Genomic DNA, 22643 nt, shown 5'->3' with positions numbered 1-22643 from the left:
TTATTAGAGTAAAATAATAAATAATCGATGGAGCGAAAACATGGCAGATGAGGAAATAACAACAACTTCATGGTTTTCCCGATTAAAAGAAGCATTCCTGGGTATTATTGTCGGTATAGCCTTAATTATTGGGGCTATTGTTCTTGTGTTCTGGAATGAAAAACACAGTTTACATATGGCACAATCTTTGGCACAAACAAAAAAGGTTGTAATTGCTGTACCCAATGCCCCCATAGACAAACAAAATAATCTTAAGGTTGTTTATTTGAGTGGTTTAGCCACGACGAAAGAGCATTTGAAAGACTCTTTACTGGGGATCACCGTAAATGCGATAAATCTTAATCGTAAGGTTGAAATGTATCAGTGGAAACAAAAAACTGAAACGAGAACCGAATCACAACTAGGGGGATCGGAAAAACATATTACCACCTATACCTATGATAAAGTCTGGTCGGAACACTTAATCGACAGCTCTAATTTCAAAACGCCTGCAGGGCATCAGAATCCACAGTCCATGCCCATTCACTCTGAGATACAGTATGCAAAAACCGTAACCCTAGGGGATTTTTTGTTGCCCGATATCTTAATTAAACAGATTGATATTAGCCAGCCAATTAGTTTGGCTCCGGTTAATAAAGAAGACCTAAAGAATCAATTTAATAAGCCCGTGAGTTTGAATAATAATGAATTGTATTTAGGGCAAGATACTCAAAATCCGCAGCTGGGTGATATGCGTCTTACTCTAACGGCTGTTGAACCGCAAACAGTCAGTATTATCGCGCAGCAAACTGGAAATACGCTGCAAGAATATCTTGCACCTGCAGGACAAAGTGTCATTTTATTATCAACCGGCCAGCATTCATCTGATGAAATGATTGAAGAAGCTCAATCAGAGAATAGGTTGCTCACTTGGCTCTTGCGGTTAGTTTCTTTACTTTTATTGATTGGGGGATTCTCTCTCATCATGAAACCCTTAGTTATTTTGGCCGATGTAGTTCCATTTATAGGCTCTATTGTAGGGTTTGGTACGGGGTTTATAGCCTTTTTATTGGGTTTTAGTGTGTGGCTTATTGTTACCGCGATTGCTTGGTTTGCTACGCGACCGTTCATGTCGATTGGTTTATTAATTATTGCGGTTATTGGTAGCTACATCTTGCTCCAGTTAAAAACTAAAAAAGCTAAAGCCTCTCTACCTGAGGCGACTCGCAATTAATACATATTGAATGTAATTGTGAGCTTGAGCGAAGGCTACATCATCACGAACCTTAGGTATTGTCACATTTCGAACAATTTAGGCGTGTCATTCCCACGCTGGTGGAATCTATCTTTCAAAATAATTCCTGACTTTGTTGTGAGATGGATTCTCGCCTGGGCGGGAATGACATGGATTTTGGAGTGTAATCCGGGAGTTTGCAGGAAAGCCCGGGTTCTGCTTCGCTTCACCCGAGCATACTTGAGAGTGTATATCCTTTAATAGGAGGGAGTATAAAACCTATGATTAGAGGATTTTGTGCCACCTGAATGTGTTAATTCACTGATTTGTTGTCGTAACTCGCCAATGGTGTCTTGCTGTTGTTCAATCACGGTTTTTTGTTTTTCTTCTTTTGCTTGCATCCGTTTAAATATAATGTAGAACACATATATGGCCATACGTTCTTTTGCAGTGATATTTTCTAATTTTTTTTGAGTATCTTTATGTTCAGTTGATAGTAAATCCAGCTCTTGTTCTTGCTCCGAGTTTATTTTGTTTAGCGCGGTATTTTTTTCCGATAGCTCGGATACTAAAAGAACATGTTGATGTTCGGTGCATATTTGTTCTGCAATGTCACTAATTCGCGCATTGGAAGTTTGGGTGCTGATGTTAAAGCGTTTTAAAACACTATCGTTTAAAATATCCCCGGAATTACATAGTTCACCGCCAATATAACCGTCGTTTTTTAAACCAGACAATCCTATAGTCCTTTCCTTGGTATCTTCAGGTTGGCTGTAACTCATTCGATACGTTTTGTGCTTTGGAGTCTCCAAAAGGACTTTAAGATCAACAAGTAATTGAAAAATTTGATTTTTGCATTCTTCTAATTTTGCAGGTTCAAGTGAGCTTTTTTTGTTCAGCAGTGTCTCTAGTAAGGTTATTTCATGCAAAATATAATATAAGAAAGGTCTGCGACCACTATCGTTGCATTGTTTAATGAGCTCATTCAAGCGTATGTTAAAATGAACATCTTTATTTTGAATGATTTCTTTAGCGCGAATTAATGATTTTTCTCGGAGTAGCTCCTCATCAGTTTCATTAACTAATTTTTTTACTTTCGGTTGACTGTCGTGATAACGCACTATAACTGCGGTCAGGGAATAGATTAATTCTTCTAGTCTCGTCATGTAAAATTCCTTTTAAAGCTAAATCCATTAGTCTAAATGTGGAACTACATACCAACTTGATATTCCACTATATTGAATGTTTGACTGAAGTGCAAGTATTCAAAATATGAAATCCAGTTCACGATTTCTCTATACTCAGTCCAGACAAGACCAGAAGCGATTGCTCCCTAGAAAGTTCATTTTAATAAATTTTTTAAAATACCTTTTGCTAGGGCACTAATCTGGATATCTTATATTGAGTAATCTGTTGATTGTTATATGCAGAAATAGAAAAGGATAAGCGTATTTAGTTTTTCGCTTTTTTTAAAAGATAACGACAGGGAATAGCATGTTTTATTTAATCAATAAGTTACGCTTTATGTTACTTTTTATGTTGCTCATTGTATTTTGTTTATTTAAAGCGATAGCCACCCAATTTCTTTGGTGGGATCTGCATGAGATTGTTTTTGCCTTACTTATTGGTTCATGTCTTTTAATCATCGGTCATAGAGAAAACTTAGTTATATTGTTGCTCACATCCATTATTTTGCTGCAAATTGTATTATTTGTATTGCAATTTTGTTGCAGTGAACAATTAATCAATGCATTAAGAATCCTTGCCGTTATTGCCTATCTGGTTATCTTGAATTATTTTTGCCTTTATTTCACATTGCAAGATAAAACGATCAGTATTACAACTTTATTTGGATCCATTGCGGGTTATTTATTTATTGGGCTCATTTTTGCTTATGTTTATTTATTTTTGGAATTATTAATCCCAACTTCCTTTTCTGGTTTAACCACAGAACATGAATCGCAAGCAGTATATTTTTCAATGATCACCTTAACGACGGTAGGCTATGGTGATGTTGTTCCACTTAAACCAATCTCACAAACGCTTGCCTGGATTGAGTCTTTAATAGGCCAATTTTATTTAGCCGTTCTCATTGGGCAAATGGTTGGGCGTTATGTTGCAAGGAAATAAAAAAGTGCTTCGTCCCCTGTCACGTTTAGCTTGAGGACAAACAAGCGGGGTCTGGATTAAAGAATGAAAAATGAACTATTTTTTCTGTTTGTAATAAGTTCCATTCGCATAAACATTATGACCAAAACCACAATCTGCATCAGAGCCTTCTTGTTTAACAGATAACATTCCTGGTTTGATGAATGTGATGGTGATGGTACATGAGCCATATTCAGAAGAAGAGTATACAGCAGTATCCCCTTTAATAATGGCGACGCCTGAGAGTTCCCCGGTATTGGCTTGAAGCTCGCCATTAACCATATAGGGGTATGTTAGTTCGAAGGAAATATTAAGTTTTCCCCCGCCCAACGCGCGAACCGTCAGTGTATTGGACATATCATTATGGGGGGTAGGGAATTTCATAATGAACGTACCATCTACTTCTTCTTTAGAGACACTGTCTCTATGGGTTTCGGTAAAACCCAATGTCGAGTAAACAGCGAATAAACTTAATACAATACTTTTTAAAATCCTGTGGTTCATAGTCGTGGTGATCCTGTGTTTATTTTATTTAACTATCATAAAGCTCTTATTTGGATGTTCGCAATTTTTTGCGACATTTCATAAGACTGCGCAAGTAATTAGTCCAATTTATCCAGATAAGTCTCTTTTGTGTATCGAGCAGCAATAATTGCGATAACGACCCAAAAAATAATGTACAACGCTGGAGCAGATTTATTTCCAGTTAACTCAACCAAGGTTAAGGAAATTAAGGGCATGGTTCCACCAAAAACTGCTTGGCCAATATTATATCCAATAGATACACCACTCGCGCGAATCGCTGTGGGGAACATCTCTGCAAGCATAGTCGGTACTGTAGCATTCAATGGGGCAAGTATGATTGCTAACCCTATTTCTCCCATAAGGACATACCACCAGTTACCGCTCAAAAAAAGAATAAAGAGAGGATAAATAAAAATAAAAATGCCAACAGCTCCGCATAAAAAAATGGGTTTCCTACCTACGTAATCTGATAATAAGCCCATCAATGGAATTAATATGGTTAATACCAATAGCGCGATAAAGTTAGTAATCAGAGCATCTTTTAATATAAATCCTTCTGATTTCACTAGAAAACTTGTTATATAAGCAATGAGTAAATAGTTAGTCATTGCTAATATGCTGGTAAAAATAATGGCTAATAATAATTTGCGCTGATGAACAAGTACCACAATCTTTGCAGGAAGCTCGGTAGTATGTTTGGTTTGTAAAAAAGTCTCGGGTTCAACACTGGTAAGACGTAAGTAAATTCCGATTAATCCAAGGAGGGCACCGATTAAGTAAGCCAAACGCCATCCCCAAGAGCGCAAAGTATCCTCGCTCAATAAAACACTGAGTAAAGAAGCTGTAAATGAACCTAAAAAAATACCGAGAAAAGCAGTACTTAATACCAAACTTCCGGCAAAACCACGTCGATGACCTGCCATATGTTCTATGAGAAAAGTGGTGGAGCCTGGAAGTTCGCCTCCAACAGCAACTCCTTGAATTAATCTAAAAAAAACAAACAGTAGTGGAGAAAGGACTCCCAAAGTCTGAAAATCTGGGATTAAAGCGATACAGGCTGTGGAAAAGGTCATAATCGACACGGAGAGAATCAGCGTTTTTCTTCTACCAATATGATCGGCATAATGTCCTAATAAGACCCCTCCCAATGGACGCATAAAAAAACCAACCGAAAATACGCCAAAGGTGAGAAGTAGGGAAACAAAATAGATATCTGATGGAAAGAATATTTGCGCAAATAAGGGAGTAAAATTGGCATAAAGAAGAAAATCAAACCATTCTAAAGTATTTCCATATAAACCGGCAAAGATACTTTTTTTCTTCGTACGATCCATAATTGTATTTTTTATAGTTTCCCTAAGTCCTTTATAAACTATTTTGCTTTATTTTGTCTCTATATTATTTCTTAGTTTGATAATTATTTGAATCGCTCGCCAAGATGCCAACAGATGAACCATTCTCAATTTTATATCAAATGTGGAGTTGACCCGAATCAACCTACAAGAATAGCTGAATTACATGTGTAATTTGAGTTTTTTTAATATTGATTTTATTTGCAAAGGAGCCGGAAGTCCTTCGCTAACAGGATTGGTGCGCGCTTGGTGTTTGAACATCCTTTAATAAGAGTGTTTTAGAGGCGCTTTTTAGTGAACCACGAAACAGTGTAGGGTGTTTCTCTTTTACTTCTTGTTCTAAAAAAATAAACTCTTCTGAGTTAATCCAAAAAGGACTCCATGCCAATCTGCCTTTGTGAGTAATACGGGTTGCTTTTTCGGAGCTCAGATCAAATGTCCATAATGCAAGTGGTGGTTCATTCCAATTGTTCCTATGAATTTCTTCATCCATATCTATATCCATAATCAGCTTTTTTCCATCTGGAGCGACGTGGAGATGCGAAGCGCTACTCATGCTTGCCTGTGGGATAATATCATTAATGCGCCATTTTTTTATTAGCCTTCCTTCAAAGTCCTGCCAATAAATTGAATCAAGGTCATGGCTAAAAAAAGAGGTTCCATTCATAGCCCATGCGGGGCTGTATTCATTTTGAGTATTCTCTATTAGGCGATAACCACTGCCATCAGCATTAATTAATGCTAAGTGCCAATCGCTGTTTATAAAAGTATTAAACAGTAGTTTTTGGCCATCAGGCGACCACACGGGATTAAAGTTGTTTGAAGAAGGGATATTCTTCAATACGGTAACTAGCCCTGTTTCAAGGGCCATAATTGCCAGGTAACGGTTTGCGGATTGGTCGCGATTGACAACATTATAGGCAATGTATTTCCCATCCGGTGAAATTTCAGGGATATACCCCTCAGTAATTTTTTTTGCGTTACTACCATCCATGTTCGCAGTCCAAATGGACCCATAGCGTTCAAAAGCAATCATTGAGTGCGCTTGGGCAAAAACGCAATGCATTAAGAAAAGCAAGAACAATAAAATTCTCATAGGAAGTAAATCTCCCCTAAAAATAAAAGCAATTACAAATAAAGAAGTGTTATTTTGACCTGACTCGCAATGGAGATCAAATTTTGTCCTAATACCATGCTCGATCGCTTGCACCGTATTCTTCACCGATACCATTATTTTGTGAGTTAGAGTTCGCACAGGAACTTAGTAAGAATAGTGTCATACAGAGATAAACAATCAGGATAATTAGTTTAAATAATTTATTCGCAATCATGTGCTTTTCCTTGTCCATAAATATTGAAAAATTAATCAATAGAGCCGTCTCTATTGTAATCTTGGGGTAATCAAAAGACGAGTGGGAATCACTCAGTCCTGGATAACCCAAAAAATCCCGCATAAGCAATCACGTATTCCTTTATTTCGCATACCTATTCTTTGGGTAAAAATGGTGGGAAAAGTCAAATTGTCTAATTGTACTATAATTTGATCAAGTAATTGCCAATATAAGTCATGCTATGAAAATTAAACTACGAATCGATAGTGATTCTGCTCGAAGACGTTCCAAACTTGAACCCCCTTATGATGCTGGCGATTGTGGTTACTATGCCTTATGCGTTGGTTTATTACATCTTGGAATGCAAGCTAAAACAAATATAGAATTGGCAGCATTGATAAATCAAAGTGCAGTTCTCAAAACAATTTTTACTAATATGCCCCAGGTAAATAAAGTAATGGGTTCTGACAACGTAAGTACTCTTGAAAATGTGCTCGAAAAACTGGGTGAACCAGGTTGGGATAGCCTTACTTTGAAAGAGGTCTTGACTGAATTTAGTAATGGTGTGCGCCGTGCACTTGTTGAGTCTGATTGGGGAACCGAATATTTTAAAACCATGCTTAAAGAGGGAGCATGGGTAATTGATAATCAAAAATGGATGGATCTGCCGCCATTTAGACGTTTAAATGTAAAAATTTTAGATAGAATGGCAGAACTTGCAAATGGCAAGAATGTGAGCCCAGAGCAAGCAGGTGAACTAAGATTCCAGGCCACACTTGAAATTTTTAAAGGATTAAGTGATTCGGTATTGGAGGATATGGCGAAAGCCGTGGTTCAAAAATATTATGGTCCTGGTTCTGAGAAAGCCTGGTTAGATGCGGAATTTTTAAAATATTTTTCGGAACAAATGTTTCCGATGGCTGAGAATTTATTCTTTGATCCTAGTAAAATTGAAATCACGAGTACTGGGCCTTCAAGCACGCATTGGTACATCGATGTTCCTAAAGATACGACTACTGATTCTCTATTGAAACTCGTAAATTCAGGTTCGAGCAAATATCTTATCGAACTTGAAGTATATCGTGTCAAAGAAAAAGGACTAAACGATTTATCTGCTTTAAAGCATGAGCACTATGATTTACTTAAAGTACAAAAAAAATTAATTGCTAAATTTAAAGAAACTGCTTCAGGTCTTTATGCTAAGCATCTTGATTCATCTTTTTCAGAAGACGTACTGTTCGGACTTTCAGCTTTAAGTCTCTTTGATAAAGAACCGCCAAGCCAAGAAACCATAGATGAAGTGTTAATGCCTATTATTTCCATTGATGATAAGAGTTTTCCAGAGTTCACTGAGCTGAGTATGACTCGAAAGTCAATTGTCGATATAAATGAAAAAATCAATAAAGTTGAAAAAGAGCTTGAATTAAAAAAACAAAAGGCGTCCGTATCCTCACTGATTCATTCTGATTTGTCTTTTAAGGGCGCTAAAAAATCAACAGTTGGTGGCAAAATGGAGAAAATTGAGGAGCATGGAACGTCGATAAAAAGTGATAAAGGTTTTCCGACATAATGTTCGCTAGTTATAGTTGAATATGGAATATCCTTCGAAATCGTTAGGATAACTTTTGATTTCGGGTTTAAAAAGGGAGCTATAACTTGATAAACTTACCTCAAGTTTGGTTCCCGGTAAAACGATAGTAAGTCCGGAGTGATAGCCTGATTTATAAATTGAAATCAATTGTTTCGTGTATTCATCATTTGGAAGTTTGATGTACCAATGACAATCACTTGGTCCTTCCCCAGTTATTTCGGCTCCATTTAGATCAAACATGAGTGTGGATGTTCCCAATAAATTGGTCACTAAGCGTTTGAGAAACTCGCTGTCTACCCAGGCTTTGGGTGCGTCTACTGTATAAAAATGAGTAATCACTTCTTGCGCTGAAGCGGTCAACTCTTCTTCGCTTAACGCATTGCACGCTTCGATTTGGGCTTGAAAGATAACTGCATATAAGGAATCAGTATCCATTTTACTGCTTTTTTCTTTAGTTGCTTGTTGATACAACTCATCTGATTTTATTTGAATTTTCTTCATTATATTTTTGAATGAAGATAACTTTTCCCAAGCTCGATTTACTTCTAACCATAAGCCGCTTTTAATTTCATTTTTAACGCGTTCTTGTAGCCAATCGGAGCTGGAATTAACTTGTTTTAATTGCAAAGTAAAATTAGATAAAATCTCACTAAAAGTAAGTTGATCAAAGCCTTTTGCAGTCATTGCATCTAAGTAACTTAATAAGCATTCTTGATTTGTTTTAAATGGTTTAGCAAGACAGCCTGTTATAGAGCTTGGCTGGGCTGCTAAAAGCTTCGTGAGCAGTTCACTGGAGTTAAGCGTCGATACTATTTTCTCATCCGCCGCGGCTTTAAGTGCTAAATAAAAGAGCCCAATGACGACTACATGATAGCCACAATCCCCTGTATTTTGAACAGGAGAAAGTTTAACTTTTTCTGCTCGTTCGATTTCGGTTTTTTTTAGCATGATGAATTAAAAGAATTAAAGGTGTTCATTATATCATAAAAATTATAAATCCATGACAAATTGGGGACTTTTAAAAATCTGTATACGGATGGATTTGCTATAAAAATACCCATTATTCGTGTTATGAGCATCTGTTTATTCAGTATGGAGGGTGATAACATCAGCAACGATTAAGGATAAGCTAAGGAAAGTGTTACCATGAATGATGGAGTTAATTCATTTATTTTTTTTATAGCCCTAATTGCTGGATTTGGAGGGTTTTTATTTGGTTTTGATTCCAGTGTCATTGCGGATGTCAAAGATCAAGTTATGGCCCAATTATCTCTTTCTGAGTGGCAATGGTCTCAAATAGTAAGCATTAGTATCTTAGGTTGTGTTCTTGGTATTCCTTTAAGTGGTTTCTTTGCTGACAGGCTAAGTCGGCGCTTCTTACTAAAAACCGTGGCGATGGGCTTTATTTTGGGGACTGCTCTTTGTGCGCTCACCGATGATTTCATCGTGTTATTAGTAGGTCGATTCATAATCGGTATTTGTATCGGAGTTGCTTCTTATATTGCTCCATTGTTTATTGCGGAAATTGCTCCGCCTAATAGAAGGGGGGCGTTGGTTCTGATTAATGGATTAACGATTACCTTTGGTCAAGCTATAGCTTATTTAATTGGTTATTTCCTTCATGATTATTCCACAAACAGTTGGCGATTGTTATTTGGAATGGGAAGTATTCCTGCCTTGATTTTATTTACTGGGATGCATTTTGTTCCTCATTCGCCACGTTGGATCATGAAGAGACATGGAGTAAATAAAACGCTACAGCTATTGAAGCGTATCCGCCCTTCAGGTTATGACATTCAAAAAGAAGTTGATGAAATTCAGGGTAATTTAAAACAAACTCACCCGCATAAGAATTTATTATCCAAAGCGCCAATTATTTTTGTTCTTGCAGTGGGCATTGCTTTAGGAGTGTTTCAGCAATTCTCGGGAATTAATGCCGTAATGTATTACGGGCCGGTTATCTTTGAAACGGCAGGTTTTTATCCAGTTACTAATGCTATTTTGGCCACTTTTTGTATGGGCGCTGTTAATTTTTTATTTACGTTACTGACTTTATTTTATATCGATAGATTAGGTCGACGCTTCTTATTGTTAAGCGGAACAATGATCGCTGCATTGAGTCTTTTTGTAGTTTGCTTGTTATTTAACACACCATTACCAGGTCAAAAATTCTGGATATTGGGCGCATTATCCATTTATGTGATGGGTTATTGTATTAGTGTCGGATCTTTATTTTGGGTTTTAATCTCAGAGATCTATCCTTTATCGGTACGAGGCCTGGCAATGAGCATTGCCACTGTGGCGCAATGGGGCGCTAACTTTGTAGTTTCTATATCCTTTTTGGCGATTTACCAAAATTTAGGAGAAGTGCTTACTTTTGCTTTATTTGGTTCATTATGCTTAGTGGCCTTTTTCTTTATTTATCATTTTGTACCTGAAACAACCGGAGTTTCTTTAGAAAAAATAGAAAAAAATTTGCGAGCGGGTAAAAAAATCAGAGACATTGGCAAGCCAGTATCAGCCATAAAAACAAATGAATTTGAATTAGTGAGAGATTAAAAATGGATAATGAAAATCAGCAACGAAAATGTCGTATAGGAATCATTGGCGCGGGACGAATCGGGAAACTCCATGCAGAAAATATCAAAAATTATTTACCACAATTTGAGTTACAAGCCATTGCAGATCCCTTTTTGAATCAAGCGTGGGCCGATAAATTATCGATTGCGGGCCAATATACTCATTTTGAGCAAGTACTGTTTCATCCGAATTTGGATGCGATTCTGATTGCATCACCTTCGAATCTCCATGTGGAGCAGATTAAAGCTGCAAGTGAGGCAGGTAAAGCGATATTTTGTGAAAAACCAATTGGTTTGCATGAAGAAGAAATTTTGGACGCGTTACACACAGTTCAAGCAAATAATACCTTATTACAGCTGGGTTTTAATCGACGTTTCGATCCCAGTTTTGCCCATCTGCAAAAACAGGTCCAAGCCGGTGAAATTGGAGCAGTTCATCTGGTTAAGATCACCTCTAGGGATCCAGCTTGTCCTCCTAAAGAGTATTGTGCTACCTCTGGCGGTATGTTTATGGATATGACCATTCATGATTTTGATATGGCGCGTTTCTTAACCCAGTCCGAAGTGGTTGAGGTGTATGCAACAGGAGCAGTCCTAATTAATCCTGATTTTGAAGCATTGGATGATGTGGATACCGCAATCATCCAAATGCGTTTTGCCAATGGTGCTTTGGGAGTAATCGATAACAGTCGTCAGGCTGTGTATGGATATGATCAACGAATTGAAGTCTTTGGCAAAGAAGGAATGTTGCTGGCAAATAATCAATTGAAACATTCAGTGATGCATTATGCCAGTACGTTTACCGAACAAGCCAATCCGGAATATTTTTTCCTTGAGCGTTATCATCAGGCGTTTAGAGCAGAATTAAGTTCGTTTTATGATGCCTGGCGACATAATCAACCCAGCCCGGTGTCTGGAAGAGATGGGTTGTATGCTTTACGCATAGCTCAAGCAGCGAAACAATCGCTCGTAACTAAATTACCTGTTTTTTTGAGTTGAGGACGGCATGATTCATCCATCATTTTATTTTGATGCAACCAGATCTGTAGATTTGATTTGTATGGGGCGTGTGGCAGTCGATCTTTATGCGGAACAAATTGGCATTGCACTTAGCGAGGCCCAGAGTTTTAAAAAATACTTAGGTGGCTGCGCGGGGAATATCGCTGTAGGCGCGGCCCGCCTTGGCCTAAACTGCATGATGTTGTCTTGTATTGGCCAGGATGAGATGGGGCGTTTTTTAAAAAAAGAGCTTGAAAGTGAGGGGGTCAATACGGATTTATTGCAGGAAACCGCTCAGCATTTGACTGGCCTTGTATTGCTCGGGATTAAGCCACCTCATGAATTTCCTTTGATGTTTTATCGCAATGATTGTGCGGATATGCAAATTAAGTCGCATCAAATAAGCCAAAATGTATTGCAGCAGGCAAAAGCTCTTTTAATTACCGGCACCGGTTTATCCACAAAGGCCATGCTGCAAACTACTGAAGAAGTTACCCAACTTGCACGACAAGCCGAAACGGCAGTAGTTCTCGATCTGGATTATCGTCCGGTTCTTTGGGGATTAACCACATTGGGCGATGGAGAAACACGATACCTCCAGAGCCAAAACGTAAGTAGAACCTACCAACGCATTTTGCCTTTGTGTGATTTAATTGTGGGTACGGAAGAGGAAATTTGTATTGCTGGTGGATGTGATGAGGTTGATCGCGCCTTAAAGAAAATAAGGGACTTAACTCAAGCGCCTGTAGTGATAAAACAAGGTGCAAAAGGTTGTGAAGTTAATTTTGCTCACAGCAGCAAGAACCTACCAACGAAACCGTTTCCTGTTGAGATACTTAATGTACTGGGTGCTGGGGATGGATTTATGGCGGGTCTTTTATCGGCTCTTCTACGAGGAAGATCCTGGGAACTTGCTACTACTTATGCAAATGCCAGTGGTGCTTTAGTTGTCACGCGACATGGTTGTGCCCCCGCCATTCCCTATAAAGAAGAGTTAGAATATTTTATTCAACATTTTGATGAGCATCCGCAAATTTGGAACAGCGCTCGTTTAGCAGAATTACACCAAAAGAAGGCGCCGCTTCCTCAGTTGCTTATTAAGAATCCACAAGGGTTTACTAGAGGATTCAATTCGATTGTCACTATAAATCCTTTATCAAATGACAGTATGAATTTTAGCTCGATTAAATTGGCTGCGGGAGAAAAATACTTCTTCAATGAGCACTATGAGTTTGCGGCGCTATTAATGACGGGATGTGTGGAGTTCCATTTTGCACAACAAAGCCAGCGTGCAGCCCGCTACGATTATTTTTCTCAAGAACCTATTGTCTTGCATTGCCCCTCAGGCCAAACAGCTGTTGTTGAGGCGTTGACTTATTGTGAAATTCTCTTGATTGAAACAGAGAATGATGCTTCATTTGCTCCTTTATTATTTAATCAGTCCAATCTTTTGGAGTTGGATAATCGAGGAAAAGACATTTTAGACGATAGTTCGTATCGCATCGTAAGGACTGTATTTGATAAGCGCAACAGACCTGAGTCAAATTTGGTTGTTGGCGAAATTATTACCTTCCAAGGGCGGTGGTCAAGTTATCCCTCCCATTATCACGATCAGCCGGAAATCTATCATTATCGTTTTTCAGAACCACAAGGCTATGCATTTGGTGAAAATGGAAACGAGGTTTTACGTATCGAAAATTATGATACCTATCGAATTGCGAACGGTCAGACCCATGCTCATTGTGCGGCTCCAGGATATGCTCTTTATACGCTTTGGTTTATTCGTCATTTAAAAGATAACCCTTATACGACACCAACGTTCATCAAAGAACATGAATGGACGCGAACACGTAAAGCAAATAATAGAGTGTGGAAAAAATAATAATCTTAAAGGGTGGTTTTTATGAAGATTAGATTGACAATGGCTCAGGCCTTATTGCGATTTTTAGCAAATCAATATGTCGTGTTGGATGGTAAATCACATCAGTTTGTTGCAGGTGTATTTGGAATTTTTGGACATGGCAATGTGACAGGATTAGGTGAAGCCCTTGAATACGATAATTATGGTTTGACTTATTATCAGGGACATAACGAACAAGGAATGGCGCATGCAGCGACAGCTTATGCGAAACAAAAAAATAGATTAAGTATTTTTGCTTGTACTTCTTCTATAGGTCCAGGTGCGACCAATATGATTACGGCAGCGGCTACCGCAACAACCAATAGAATTCCTTTATTGTTATTGCCAGGAGACATATTCAGTTGCAGACAACCGGATCCGGTATTACAACAACTTGAGGCCTCACATGACTATACTCTATCTGTTAATGATTGCTTCAAACCGGTTAGTAAATATTGGGACCGTATCACTCGCCCAGAGCAATTGATGACGGCGTGTCTCAATGCAATGAGGGTGCTTACTGATCCTGTCGAAACAGGTGCAGTCACTTTATGTTTACCGCAGGATGTGCAGTCTGAAGCCTATGATTATGACGATTCTTTTTTTGAAAAACGTTTTTGGCATATTGATAGAGCCCCGGTGAGTGAACGTGCGCTTGAGGAAGCAGCGCAACTTCTTCTTAAAGCCCAAAAGCCCTTCATTATTGCTGGAGGAGGCGTGCATTACTCATTGGCGGCAGATGTTTTATCACAATTTGCTGAACATCACAAAATCCCTGTTGCTGAAACTCAGGCTGGGAAAAGTGCTTTGCCAGCACGCCATTCCATGAATGTGGGCGGAGTAGGTGTTACGGGTTCTGAAGTAGCCAATGCGCTCGCCGCGCAAGCCGATGTGATTTTAGTGATTGGCTCACGTTTGCAAGATTTTACTACTGCGTCTAAATGGGGTTTTAAAAATAAAGAGTGCCAAATTATTCATCTCAATGTTTCTCGTTTTGATGCAATCAAAATGAATGGGTTGATGTTGAAAGGAGATGCAAAAACAGGCTTAGAGCAATTAGGAAAGAAATTGGGGGCGTATAAAACATCCCAAGAATACCAGCAACAGGTGCAGCATTATCAAAATGAATGGCAGCAGGAATTAAAACGCATTTGTACTTCGCCTCATACTGCAGAAGGTGGTTTATCCCAAGTTAAAGTTCTCGGTTTATTAAATGAGATAGTGACGGAAGATGATGTCATCATCTGTGCTGCAGGTAGTTTACCCGGTGATTTGCATCGTCTTTGGAAATCCAAAACACCTAAAGATTATCATCTGGAATATGCTTATTCGTGCATGGGTTACGAAGTCGCGGCGGGTTTAGGGGTACGGTTAGCTAAAGAAAAGACACCGGGTGAGGTGTATGTTTTGGTGGGCGATGGCAGCTTTTTGATGATGCATTCAGAACTGCTAACGAGCATTCAAGAACATAAAAAAATGACCATTATCATTTTCGATAATCATGGTTTTCAATGTATTAGAAACTTACAGGAAAGTCAGGGTAGCCAAGGCTTTGGGAATGAGTTTCGCTTTCGAGAGGCTAAAACCAATAAGTTATCCGGAGAGTATTTACCGATTGATTTTTGTAAGTATGCAGAAGGACTAGGGGCTAAAACTTTTTTTGTAGATGCTTATGAACAATTGACTGTCGCCATGAATGCGGCGCGTAATGAAAAAAATTCTTCGGTGATTGTAGTGCCGACCCTACCTAAAACGATGAGTAATGGTTATCAAACATGGTGGCGTGTCGCAGTTGCAGAAATTTCGAACTCTGAAGAAGTGAGTAAGGCACATCACGCGATGCAAGAACAATTAAAACTGGTTAGAGAATATTAAGGAAACGATGTATGAGGATAAAACTGGGAATAGCCCCAATCAATTGGTGCAATGATGATGATCCTGAATTAGGTAAAGAAATTAGTTTTGAACAATGCATTAGTGAAATGTCTGAAGCAGGTTATGTGGGAACTGAGCTAGGTAATAAGTATCCTCGTGAAGCTTCTGTTTTAAAAAAAGCGTTAAATGAGCGGGGATTGCAGTTATCGAGTGCTTGGTTCAGTACTTTTTTTACTGAGCCTACACAGTATGAACAGACTTTATCGCGATTTATGGAGCATTTAAGTTTCATGAAAGCAGTGGGGGCATCGTTTATCAATGTATGTGAATGTGGACATGCGATTCAAGGAACAGAACTACCTATTTTAAGTCCGCATAAGCCCGAATTTAGTGAGGCTCAGTGGGGAAAACTGATTCAGGGATTGCATGCCATTGGCCGTATTGCTCATGATTTTAATATGCGGCTTGTTTATCACTACCATGCAGGTACGGGAGTTTTTTATGAGCATGAAATCGATTATTTAATGGAAAACACTAGCCCTCAATTGCTTTCTTTATTGCTTGATACCGGACATGCAGCTTTTGCTGATATTGATTCGCTTGATTTAATTAATAAATATTATGAGCGCATTTTGTATGTTCACTTAAAGGATATTCGTGCTGAAGTGCTTAACCGAGTTAAGAGTGATCATATGAACTTTATGGACGCCGTACGTGCTGGGGTATTTACCGTTCCTGGAGATGGCGCTATTGATTTTGCTTCGATTATTAAGATGCTGCAAAAACATCAATATTCCGGTTGGATGATCGTGGAAGCGGAACAGGATCCTGCCAAAGCGCCTCCACTTGTGTATGCACGAAAAGCGTATGATTTTTTGCAGCAACACCTAAAAAGCGAATAAAACTCCAGAATGGATGTTATTGAAGGAGCATAACCAGGGATTATTTACACACTAATCCCTTTTCCGCTCTTCCATCAAATTCGCTCACTAAAAGCTCGATTTTTTGTCCTAATTGATTCTTCCCTACTATTTGTTCAGAGGCCTTATAAAAATAAGACATGACACTATAACTTGTTGTATTTCCTTCTGATTGGCGTCGTTGTATTTTTTGTTCTTCCGAACGCATACTTTTTAATAATGCCTTCATCAACTCCTGATAGCTAGTATCATCTTCCTTCTTGTCAAAGCGAGAACAGAGGTCTCCTACGCTTTGGATGTACTTAAAGATCAATTGTTTTTTTGCATCAAAAATATCTCTATCCACTTTATCGACCGCAAACTCAAATTCTCTTTCAAGAATATATTCATACAAAACAGCTGAAAATTGACACACCCAGGGGACATCTCCCTTGGTGCTAAATAACGATTTATCTTTAATGTCTGTAACAAGCGCAGGGCTACTTTCAAATAGATTGCGTAAGGCACTAATAAAATTGACTAAGCCATTATGAAAAAGACTTTCGTAGAGATCCGTAGTGAATTCCGTCTTATTTTCTTTATTGTATTCTTTAACCGCAGTCTTTACCTCTTTCTTCTGCGAGTTAATTTCTTTTACAATGCGATCAAAATAGTCAAGATAATCATTATCTTTAACTTCAATTTCTTTTATTTTTTTGATTAAACATTTGGCAAATTCATTCCGTTCAACCAATAGCTTTGCTTCTTTGCCTTTATACGTTTTTTCGTCTGCTTGCGTTTGATAGGTTTCCAATATTTTTTGACAATAACGGTCTGTCATATCCTTAAAAATGCCCATTATCCCTCTCTTCTTTAGTTAGCTAGAAAAATCCTCAAATTTTATTATGTGTTCGAGGACATCCATTTTTCCGTTCACAGCATGTTTTCAAAAGCACTAATGTCAAAATGATAGGCTGAAGAAAGATAATTGCATTGTTCAATTACAACAGCCTATTGTTCTAAACGCGATATATATGTCCTTATTATAAATATATTTTTTATGAAGTTTTCATAACGAATTACTCAATTGGCTCAAGAAAAAATAGAGCTCAAAATGAACGTTATGAAAATAGTTAAGATAATCATTGTGCTTAATATTAACTCATTGTGAGCTTCAGTAAAAGTTATTTTCTTGAGTAAAAAAATTCACGTTTTGATACTCAAAATATATGTAAAAAGCTCATTAATTGGTCGAGATGATTTGATTATTACCCAGTCCTATTTAAAATTTGTTGCAATTGAACTACTGTATTCATTCAAAGGGAGATTGATATGGTTAAATTTTTCAAAGATGAAAAAAAGACGGTTGATCCACCAAATGAATATTATATGGTGTTACGTAAGGCACTAGAGGCAACCATGAGCGTGTGTGTTGCGAGTACTTCTGCATTAGTTATTAATCAATTAACAACAAAAATTTGTCCCCAGCGAATGGCTCAATATAACGAAAATAGTTTCATTGCGCTGCAGGAAATGGGCAAGCTTCGATCTTTTCTGTTTAAAGTTTCACAATATATTGAGACTAAGAAAATTAATTTTCTTGATGCGCGAGCTCCCATAAAATATACAATGTCTGAATGTAGGACGGGGAACTGTGAACATCAAGCGTTCTATTTAGCTGCATTACTACGACAACAAAAAATTCCCGCATTTATTTATGATATTGAAGACATTGAACATACTGTGGTTATCACAAAAGATTTTTTGCTCGATCCATGGATAGGTACGATTTTTTCCCTAACTGAAACAGACCTCTGTACATTCTATAATTCGTCTCTCAATATGAACGCTTCATGGCTGAATCACTTATTAAGTGACAAGGAGTTTACTTATCCTGAACGGTTGGACAAAAAAAATCTAAATCATTATTTTGCGCATCAAACTAGGGAGAAGGCAACCAGTGCCAATTGTTGTATCCTTTTTTAAAGATAATCCATTAAATGCAAGAATATAAAAACCAGCAGTGCTTCTCATCCGTATTAAATGATTTTAAACACAAATGTTCAACTATACTAAGATTATAAGTGACGAGTAGAGCAATCTGGTATTTTTAATCTGATGAAAAAATAATACATTTTCTTCAAAATCGAATACATTTCAGGTGTTCGCTCATTGATAAAAACAGTTTTTATTTGAGGATCACATGGGATTTTCACTATCAGAATTTTTAGATTATGGTGCGAATGGCCAAGTCACATTTGATGCGATCATCAATGGAAAGAAGGCCACTTCCTATCAGGATTATTTACTTGTTTTAGATAATGTTACGCATATTTGTCAAAACGAAGAAGATGCTCCTTTATCTCCTGTGTATGTGAAAAATTTGGCAAAAGTTTTATTGGAAAAATTTCAAGAGCATCTTCGAGAAACGCAAAGTGATTGGTACGATAAAAACAATCCTCAAATATATATAGTAGCAAAACAGCTGGAAGCTTTTGCGTTTCTAACAGGCGAACAAGAAGCAATTAAACAAATCCTCGAAGAATTCCCCTTGTTGCAATCAGTAAAGTGTGATTATGAAGCGTATAGTTATGATAACTTTTTAAATAACCTGGACCCACTTAAATTTAAAAATTTTGATCGTAATTTACTTGCTCTCCAAATGATGATGCGGGTATTGGATCCCCGTTATATCAATCAACGAGATGAGCAGGTCTGTGGCGTCAATGCATTTGTACACAATATCGCTTTATTTAATCCATTGAAATACGTACAAATAGTATCGGAGCTTGCCTCTAAGGGGGTGTGCGATCTTAAAGAGTTTGCTGGCAAAGAAGGGGTGTTGCGCATTGAGGTCACTGATGCGGTTGCAAATAAAAGAAGTGCCCAGGACGATACGATTCGTGATGTCGATCATGTCATTTTAAATGGGATACGCTCTTCGGAAAATTCAATTGTTCGCTATAGTGCAGAAGGTGCAGAGCTGGCCAAACAGCTGTTCGGTGTTACGACTCATCAGGAAATAAATCGTTGGATGAAACAAGCAGGTTATCACCATGTGCAAAATATTCCTATCCATAATCGGGAAGCAATAAAGCAATTACAATTCCTCATCCAGGATGGTTATATGGTTGGTTTTGCAGGTACAGGAAGTCTTGCTTCATATATACTCGACCCAGAGGAAGGGGAGCCCAAGAGTCAAAATCTAGTGCAACGCTTTATGGATGGTCATTTTTTTATTATTAGAAATATTGAGTATGATGAACAAAATGATAAGGTAAATGTCCGCATTTTGACTTGGGGGCGCGAACAATCCGCCTCCATCCCCTTTGATGTATGGAAAAAGAATATAGGACTTGTGGGCACAGCGGTTGTTGGCCAAGACCCCTACATGAATTTTATGTTCCGTGCTCGCACTCGAGAGATAGATGATTTACAACGTAACACGTATTGTTCTCCTGAAGTATATTGTTTGTATGTAAAGAATATCATCGAAGATACCCCTGGATATGAAAAAATTAATAAATTATTGAAACAGGCTTTTAAGCATGGGAATGGAATAACTTGGTATAAAGCAGCCAAAGAAATTCAAGATGCGATCGAGGAGTTACCTAAAGAAAAAGCACTGATGATGCCTTCAAAAATATCTATTATTCCTATAGTTAACCTGGAGATTAAAGCAGAGTTTGACCGGATTCATCATTTACATAGTCGTACCCAGAAAATTGTGGCTTTAGAACATCTTGGAACTCAAGATAATATTGAGGTTCAACGGCAATTAATGCCATTGTACGCACAAACAGGCCAATGGGATAAGATAAGAGGGCTTTTAGCGAATGTGGAGGCGGCGCACAGTCGCACGGATCGAGAAATAATCTATGAAAGCCTAGAGCTTGGGTGTTGTTTAGTACTTGATGACATAAAAATCCCAAAAGATATAGCGGAGTTGGTAGAGCAAAATACAGAATTTAATTTTAAAGCAAAGGATTTAATTAGAGTATTAAGTGAGATTACCGGGATACCTAAAGGCGGAGCTTTTACCTATGGACTTCGAAGCAGATTGTTAGAGGTGGTCAATAATAGACTTGAGGACGAAGGAAAAGAAAAAGTTCGACATCTCAGCGAGGTTATTTTATATAAGAAAGATATTTATAATTTAGTGTCATTACTCGATAAGGAAATCCAGAGTATGGACCCGTCCCATAAATTGATGAGAAAAGATCAGCTGAAAAAATTTTGTAATGTACTGGTTCATAGAATTGAGAATGACGACGCACTGCAAGATAAGGTTGATTTACACTTTGCTTCAAGCCTAAAGCACAAATTACCCCGAGTTTTAAGAAAAATATCTGAGTTTTTTTTAAAAGTGGCCTCGATTTTTGATGATAATATCATAACTAAGGGTGTTGAAAAGACTAAGAGTTTTAAAGACAAAATGAACAATAATAGAGAAAATGATAAACCAGAACAATTGGATCCAAGTGTTAAAATACAAAACTCAATGAGTTCTTAAAACTTGGCAGGAGCCAACTAAAAATAGGTGCTGAAAAACTTCAATTTTAGTAGGTGCCCTTAATTGGGAGAAAGGATGCGCCGGATAAGGATAATTGGTACCGCAGTGTTCTTGGCGATTATTGGGGCAATTTTGCCCATGATCGGGGCACTTTTTTTTGCATGGTTATTGGCGTTTAATCAAGAGAGTCAAACTCTATATGAATATACTAGCCGAATGCTCATCCGCGCAAAAGATACGCTAAATCAAACTCGAGAGGTACTTTCGTCACTTGAAGGTCATAAATTAGTTTCAGCCTGCTCGCCAGAACATATCCAATGGATGCGAGAAGCTGCAGAAGCAAAAATAGATATTAAGGGTATTTCTTATTTTAAACATGGTGTGGAGCTTTGTAGAGGGTGTGGGGTCCCCCATACAAAAATTCGTCGTTCTAAAACGGATTTAACTCTACCGGATGGTTTAGAGGTAGGTGTCATTACACTATTATCAGTTGACCCTAAAGCATCTCTAATTACTGTGCGCAAAAAAGGAAACTATGATGTTTTTGTGGATCCGAAACGCTTCTCTGACATTATTGTACCCCGCGAAACATGGTTGGCTATTATTTACAATGGGAAAATAATCACTGAGCAGAATGATATTGAGCCTTACTTACTTAAAATAATAATCAATAAATTGAGTCATGATAATTTGAGTAAGTATTATGAACTGTTCCATGGAAAAGAACGTCTAAAGCCTGCAAAAAACCTGGAAAAAAATCAAGTAATTCTTCTTGATGGACGAATGATATCTATTAATCAGTATGGTCCATTTTACTTTATTGCATCAGAACCTGAATCGTTCGTGAATCAGAGTTATAAAAGGCTGCAATACATCTTATTACCATTAGGATTTATCACCGCTGCGTTTATTGTAGGCTTGGTTATCTATTATTCACAGAAACGTTTGTCTTTTAAATCAGAGTTGAATGAAGCATTAAAAAATAATGAGTTATTTGTACAGTATCAACCCATGGTTCATTCCGCATCTGGTGAATGTTTTGGTGCCGAGGCTTTAGTAAGATGGCAACGTCCTAATGGCCAGGTGATACGGCCTGATCTATTCATCTCTTATGCAGAGGAAATCGGAGTTACTTCATTGATAACAGAACGCGTGATTGATATCGTCTTTCGCGAAATGGCAAATTTTCTTGCGCAAAATAAGAAATTACATATTTCTATTAATGTATGGAGTGAAGATCTCTATACCGGCAGGATTTTTGAACAGTTGGAATCGAAGATAGCAAAAAGTAAGATAGCAAGAAATCAAATTTGGATAGAACTTACAGAGCGCACTTTTTTAGAAGCAGAGAAAGCAAAAAAAATTATTATTCGAGCACGAGAATTGGGATATGTCGTGGTGATTGATGATTTTGGTACAGGATTTTCCAGTTTATCTTATTTACAGAATTTACCCTTGGATGTACTAAAAATAGATAAAACATTTATTGAAAGTTTAGGAATGGAGTCGGTCATCAGTAATGTGACCGAGCATATTATTGTGATGGCTAAAAGTTTGAATTTAAGACTTGTTGCTGAGGGAGTTGAAAAGCGGGCTCAATACGATTATTTAAAGCAAAAAAATGTTGAATTTATTCAAGGCTATTTTTTCTCCAAACCACTATCTGTCTATGAGTTTATGCAATTTTGTAACCATTCCCCCCCCGATCTATAGTTTGC

18 protein-coding genes are annotated in these 22643 nt (G+C 37.8%); 11 read left to right on the top strand and 7 right to left on the bottom strand.

The window, feature by feature from the left end:
- Positions 1–40: 40 nt before the first annotated feature.
- Positions 41–1213 (top strand): TMEM43 family protein, encoded by a 1173-nt coding sequence (locus tag ACWTEW_RS13855; protein WP_454782235.1) that lies wholly within the window; start codon positions 41–43, stop codon positions 1211–1213.
- Between the two features lie 257 nt (positions 1214–1470).
- Here ACWTEW_RS13855 and ACWTEW_RS13850 read toward each other — a convergent pair whose 3' ends face one another.
- The gene (locus ACWTEW_RS13850) at positions 1471–2379 is read right to left on the bottom strand and encodes a hypothetical protein (protein WP_454782234.1); all 909 of its coding nucleotides are present in this window, start codon (positions 2377–2379) and stop codon (positions 1471–1473) included.
- 328 nt (positions 2380–2707) lie between these two features.
- On the opposite strand from ACWTEW_RS13850, the gene ACWTEW_RS13845 reads away from it, so the two are divergent.
- On the top strand, positions 2708–3343 hold the full coding sequence (locus tag ACWTEW_RS13845; RefSeq protein WP_454782233.1) for an ion channel: 636 nt from the start codon (positions 2708–2710) through the stop codon (positions 3341–3343).
- A 75-nt stretch (positions 3344–3418) separates the two neighbouring features.
- Here ACWTEW_RS13845 and ACWTEW_RS13840 read toward each other — a convergent pair whose 3' ends face one another.
- From ACWTEW_RS13840 to ACWTEW_RS13825, 4 genes are all read right to left on the bottom strand, one after another.
- Entirely contained in the window at positions 3419–3865 is a 447-nt protein-coding gene (locus tag ACWTEW_RS13840; protein ID WP_454782232.1) for a hypothetical protein, read from the bottom strand.
- A gap of 98 nt (positions 3866–3963) precedes the next feature.
- A complete protein-coding gene (locus tag ACWTEW_RS13835; RefSeq protein WP_454782231.1) occupies positions 3964–5220 on the bottom strand; it encodes an MFS transporter in 1257 nt (418 codons plus the stop codon).
- A gap of 244 nt (positions 5221–5464) precedes the next feature.
- A complete protein-coding gene (locus ACWTEW_RS13830) occupies positions 5465–6334 on the bottom strand; it encodes a TolB family protein (protein ID WP_454782230.1) in 870 nt (289 codons plus the stop codon).
- A gap of 88 nt (positions 6335–6422) precedes the next feature.
- Positions 6423–6569, bottom strand: coding sequence for a hypothetical protein (locus ACWTEW_RS13825; RefSeq protein ID WP_483099569.1), 147 nt, complete (start codon positions 6567–6569; stop codon positions 6423–6425).
- Between the two features lie 241 nt (positions 6570–6810).
- Here ACWTEW_RS13825 and ACWTEW_RS13820 point away from each other — a divergent pair, with 241 nt between their 5' ends.
- Positions 6811–8139: a hypothetical protein gene (locus tag ACWTEW_RS13820; protein ID WP_454782229.1), complete on the top strand. Its 1329-nt coding sequence runs from the start codon at positions 6811–6813 to the stop codon at positions 8137–8139.
- Positions 8140–8145: 6 nt separating this feature from the next.
- On the opposite strand, the gene ACWTEW_RS13815 is transcribed toward ACWTEW_RS13820, so the two are convergent.
- Positions 8146–9108: a hypothetical protein gene (locus ACWTEW_RS13815; RefSeq protein ID WP_454782228.1), complete on the bottom strand. Its 963-nt coding sequence runs from the start codon at positions 9106–9108 to the stop codon at positions 8146–8148.
- A 198-nt stretch (positions 9109–9306) separates the two neighbouring features.
- Between ACWTEW_RS13815 and ACWTEW_RS13810 the strand changes: the two genes are divergently transcribed.
- Genes ACWTEW_RS13810 through iolE form a run of 5 tightly spaced genes read left to right on the top strand, consistent with a single transcriptional unit; the run spans position 9307 to position 16415 of the window.
- Positions 9307–10719: a sugar porter family MFS transporter gene (locus tag ACWTEW_RS13810; RefSeq protein ID WP_454782227.1), complete on the top strand. Its 1413-nt coding sequence runs from the start codon at positions 9307–9309 to the stop codon at positions 10717–10719.
- A 2-nt stretch (positions 10720–10721) separates the two neighbouring features.
- Complete coding sequence (gene iolG / locus ACWTEW_RS13805; RefSeq protein WP_454782226.1) at positions 10722–11738, top strand: inositol 2-dehydrogenase; 1017 nt, start codon at positions 10722–10724, stop codon at positions 11736–11738.
- Positions 11739–11745: 7 nt separating this feature from the next.
- Entirely contained in the window at positions 11746–13620 is a 1875-nt protein-coding gene (gene iolC, locus ACWTEW_RS13800) for a 5-dehydro-2-deoxygluconokinase (RefSeq protein ID WP_454782225.1), read from the top strand.
- A 21-nt stretch (positions 13621–13641) separates the two neighbouring features.
- Positions 13642–15513, top strand: coding sequence for a 3D-(3,5/4)-trihydroxycyclohexane-1,2-dione acylhydrolase (decyclizing) (gene iolD / locus ACWTEW_RS13795; RefSeq protein ID WP_454782224.1), 1872 nt, complete (start codon positions 13642–13644; stop codon positions 15511–15513).
- Positions 15514–15524: 11 nt separating this feature from the next.
- Entirely contained in the window at positions 15525–16415 is an 891-nt protein-coding gene (gene iolE, locus ACWTEW_RS13790) for a myo-inosose-2 dehydratase (protein ID WP_454782223.1), read from the top strand.
- 40 nt (positions 16416–16455) lie between these two features.
- On the opposite strand, the gene ACWTEW_RS13785 is transcribed toward iolE, so the two are convergent.
- Positions 16456–17271: a hypothetical protein gene (locus tag ACWTEW_RS13785; RefSeq protein WP_454782222.1), complete on the bottom strand. Its 816-nt coding sequence runs from the start codon at positions 17269–17271 to the stop codon at positions 16456–16458.
- Between the two features lie 473 nt (positions 17272–17744).
- Between ACWTEW_RS13785 and ACWTEW_RS13780 the strand changes: the two genes are divergently transcribed.
- The 3 genes from ACWTEW_RS13780 (at position 17745) to ACWTEW_RS13770 (ending at position 22638) form a co-directional block, all read left to right on the top strand.
- Positions 17745–18398 (top strand): hypothetical protein, encoded by a 654-nt coding sequence (locus ACWTEW_RS13780; RefSeq protein WP_454782221.1) that lies wholly within the window; start codon positions 17745–17747, stop codon positions 18396–18398.
- Positions 18399–18615: 217 nt separating this feature from the next.
- Positions 18616–20925, top strand: a complete 2310-nt coding sequence (locus ACWTEW_RS13775) for a hypothetical protein (RefSeq protein ID WP_454782220.1) — start codon at positions 18616–18618, stop codon at positions 20923–20925.
- A gap of 75 nt (positions 20926–21000) precedes the next feature.
- Complete coding sequence (locus ACWTEW_RS13770; RefSeq protein ID WP_454782219.1) at positions 21001–22638, top strand: EAL domain-containing protein; 1638 nt, start codon at positions 21001–21003, stop codon at positions 22636–22638.
- Positions 22639–22643: the final 5 nt, after the last annotated feature.

Source organism: Legionella stuttgartensis (genome assembly GCF_977063405.2).
The sequence above is the reverse complement of the archived record's forward strand: the minus strand, read 5'-3'. Positions and strand labels throughout refer to the sequence as shown.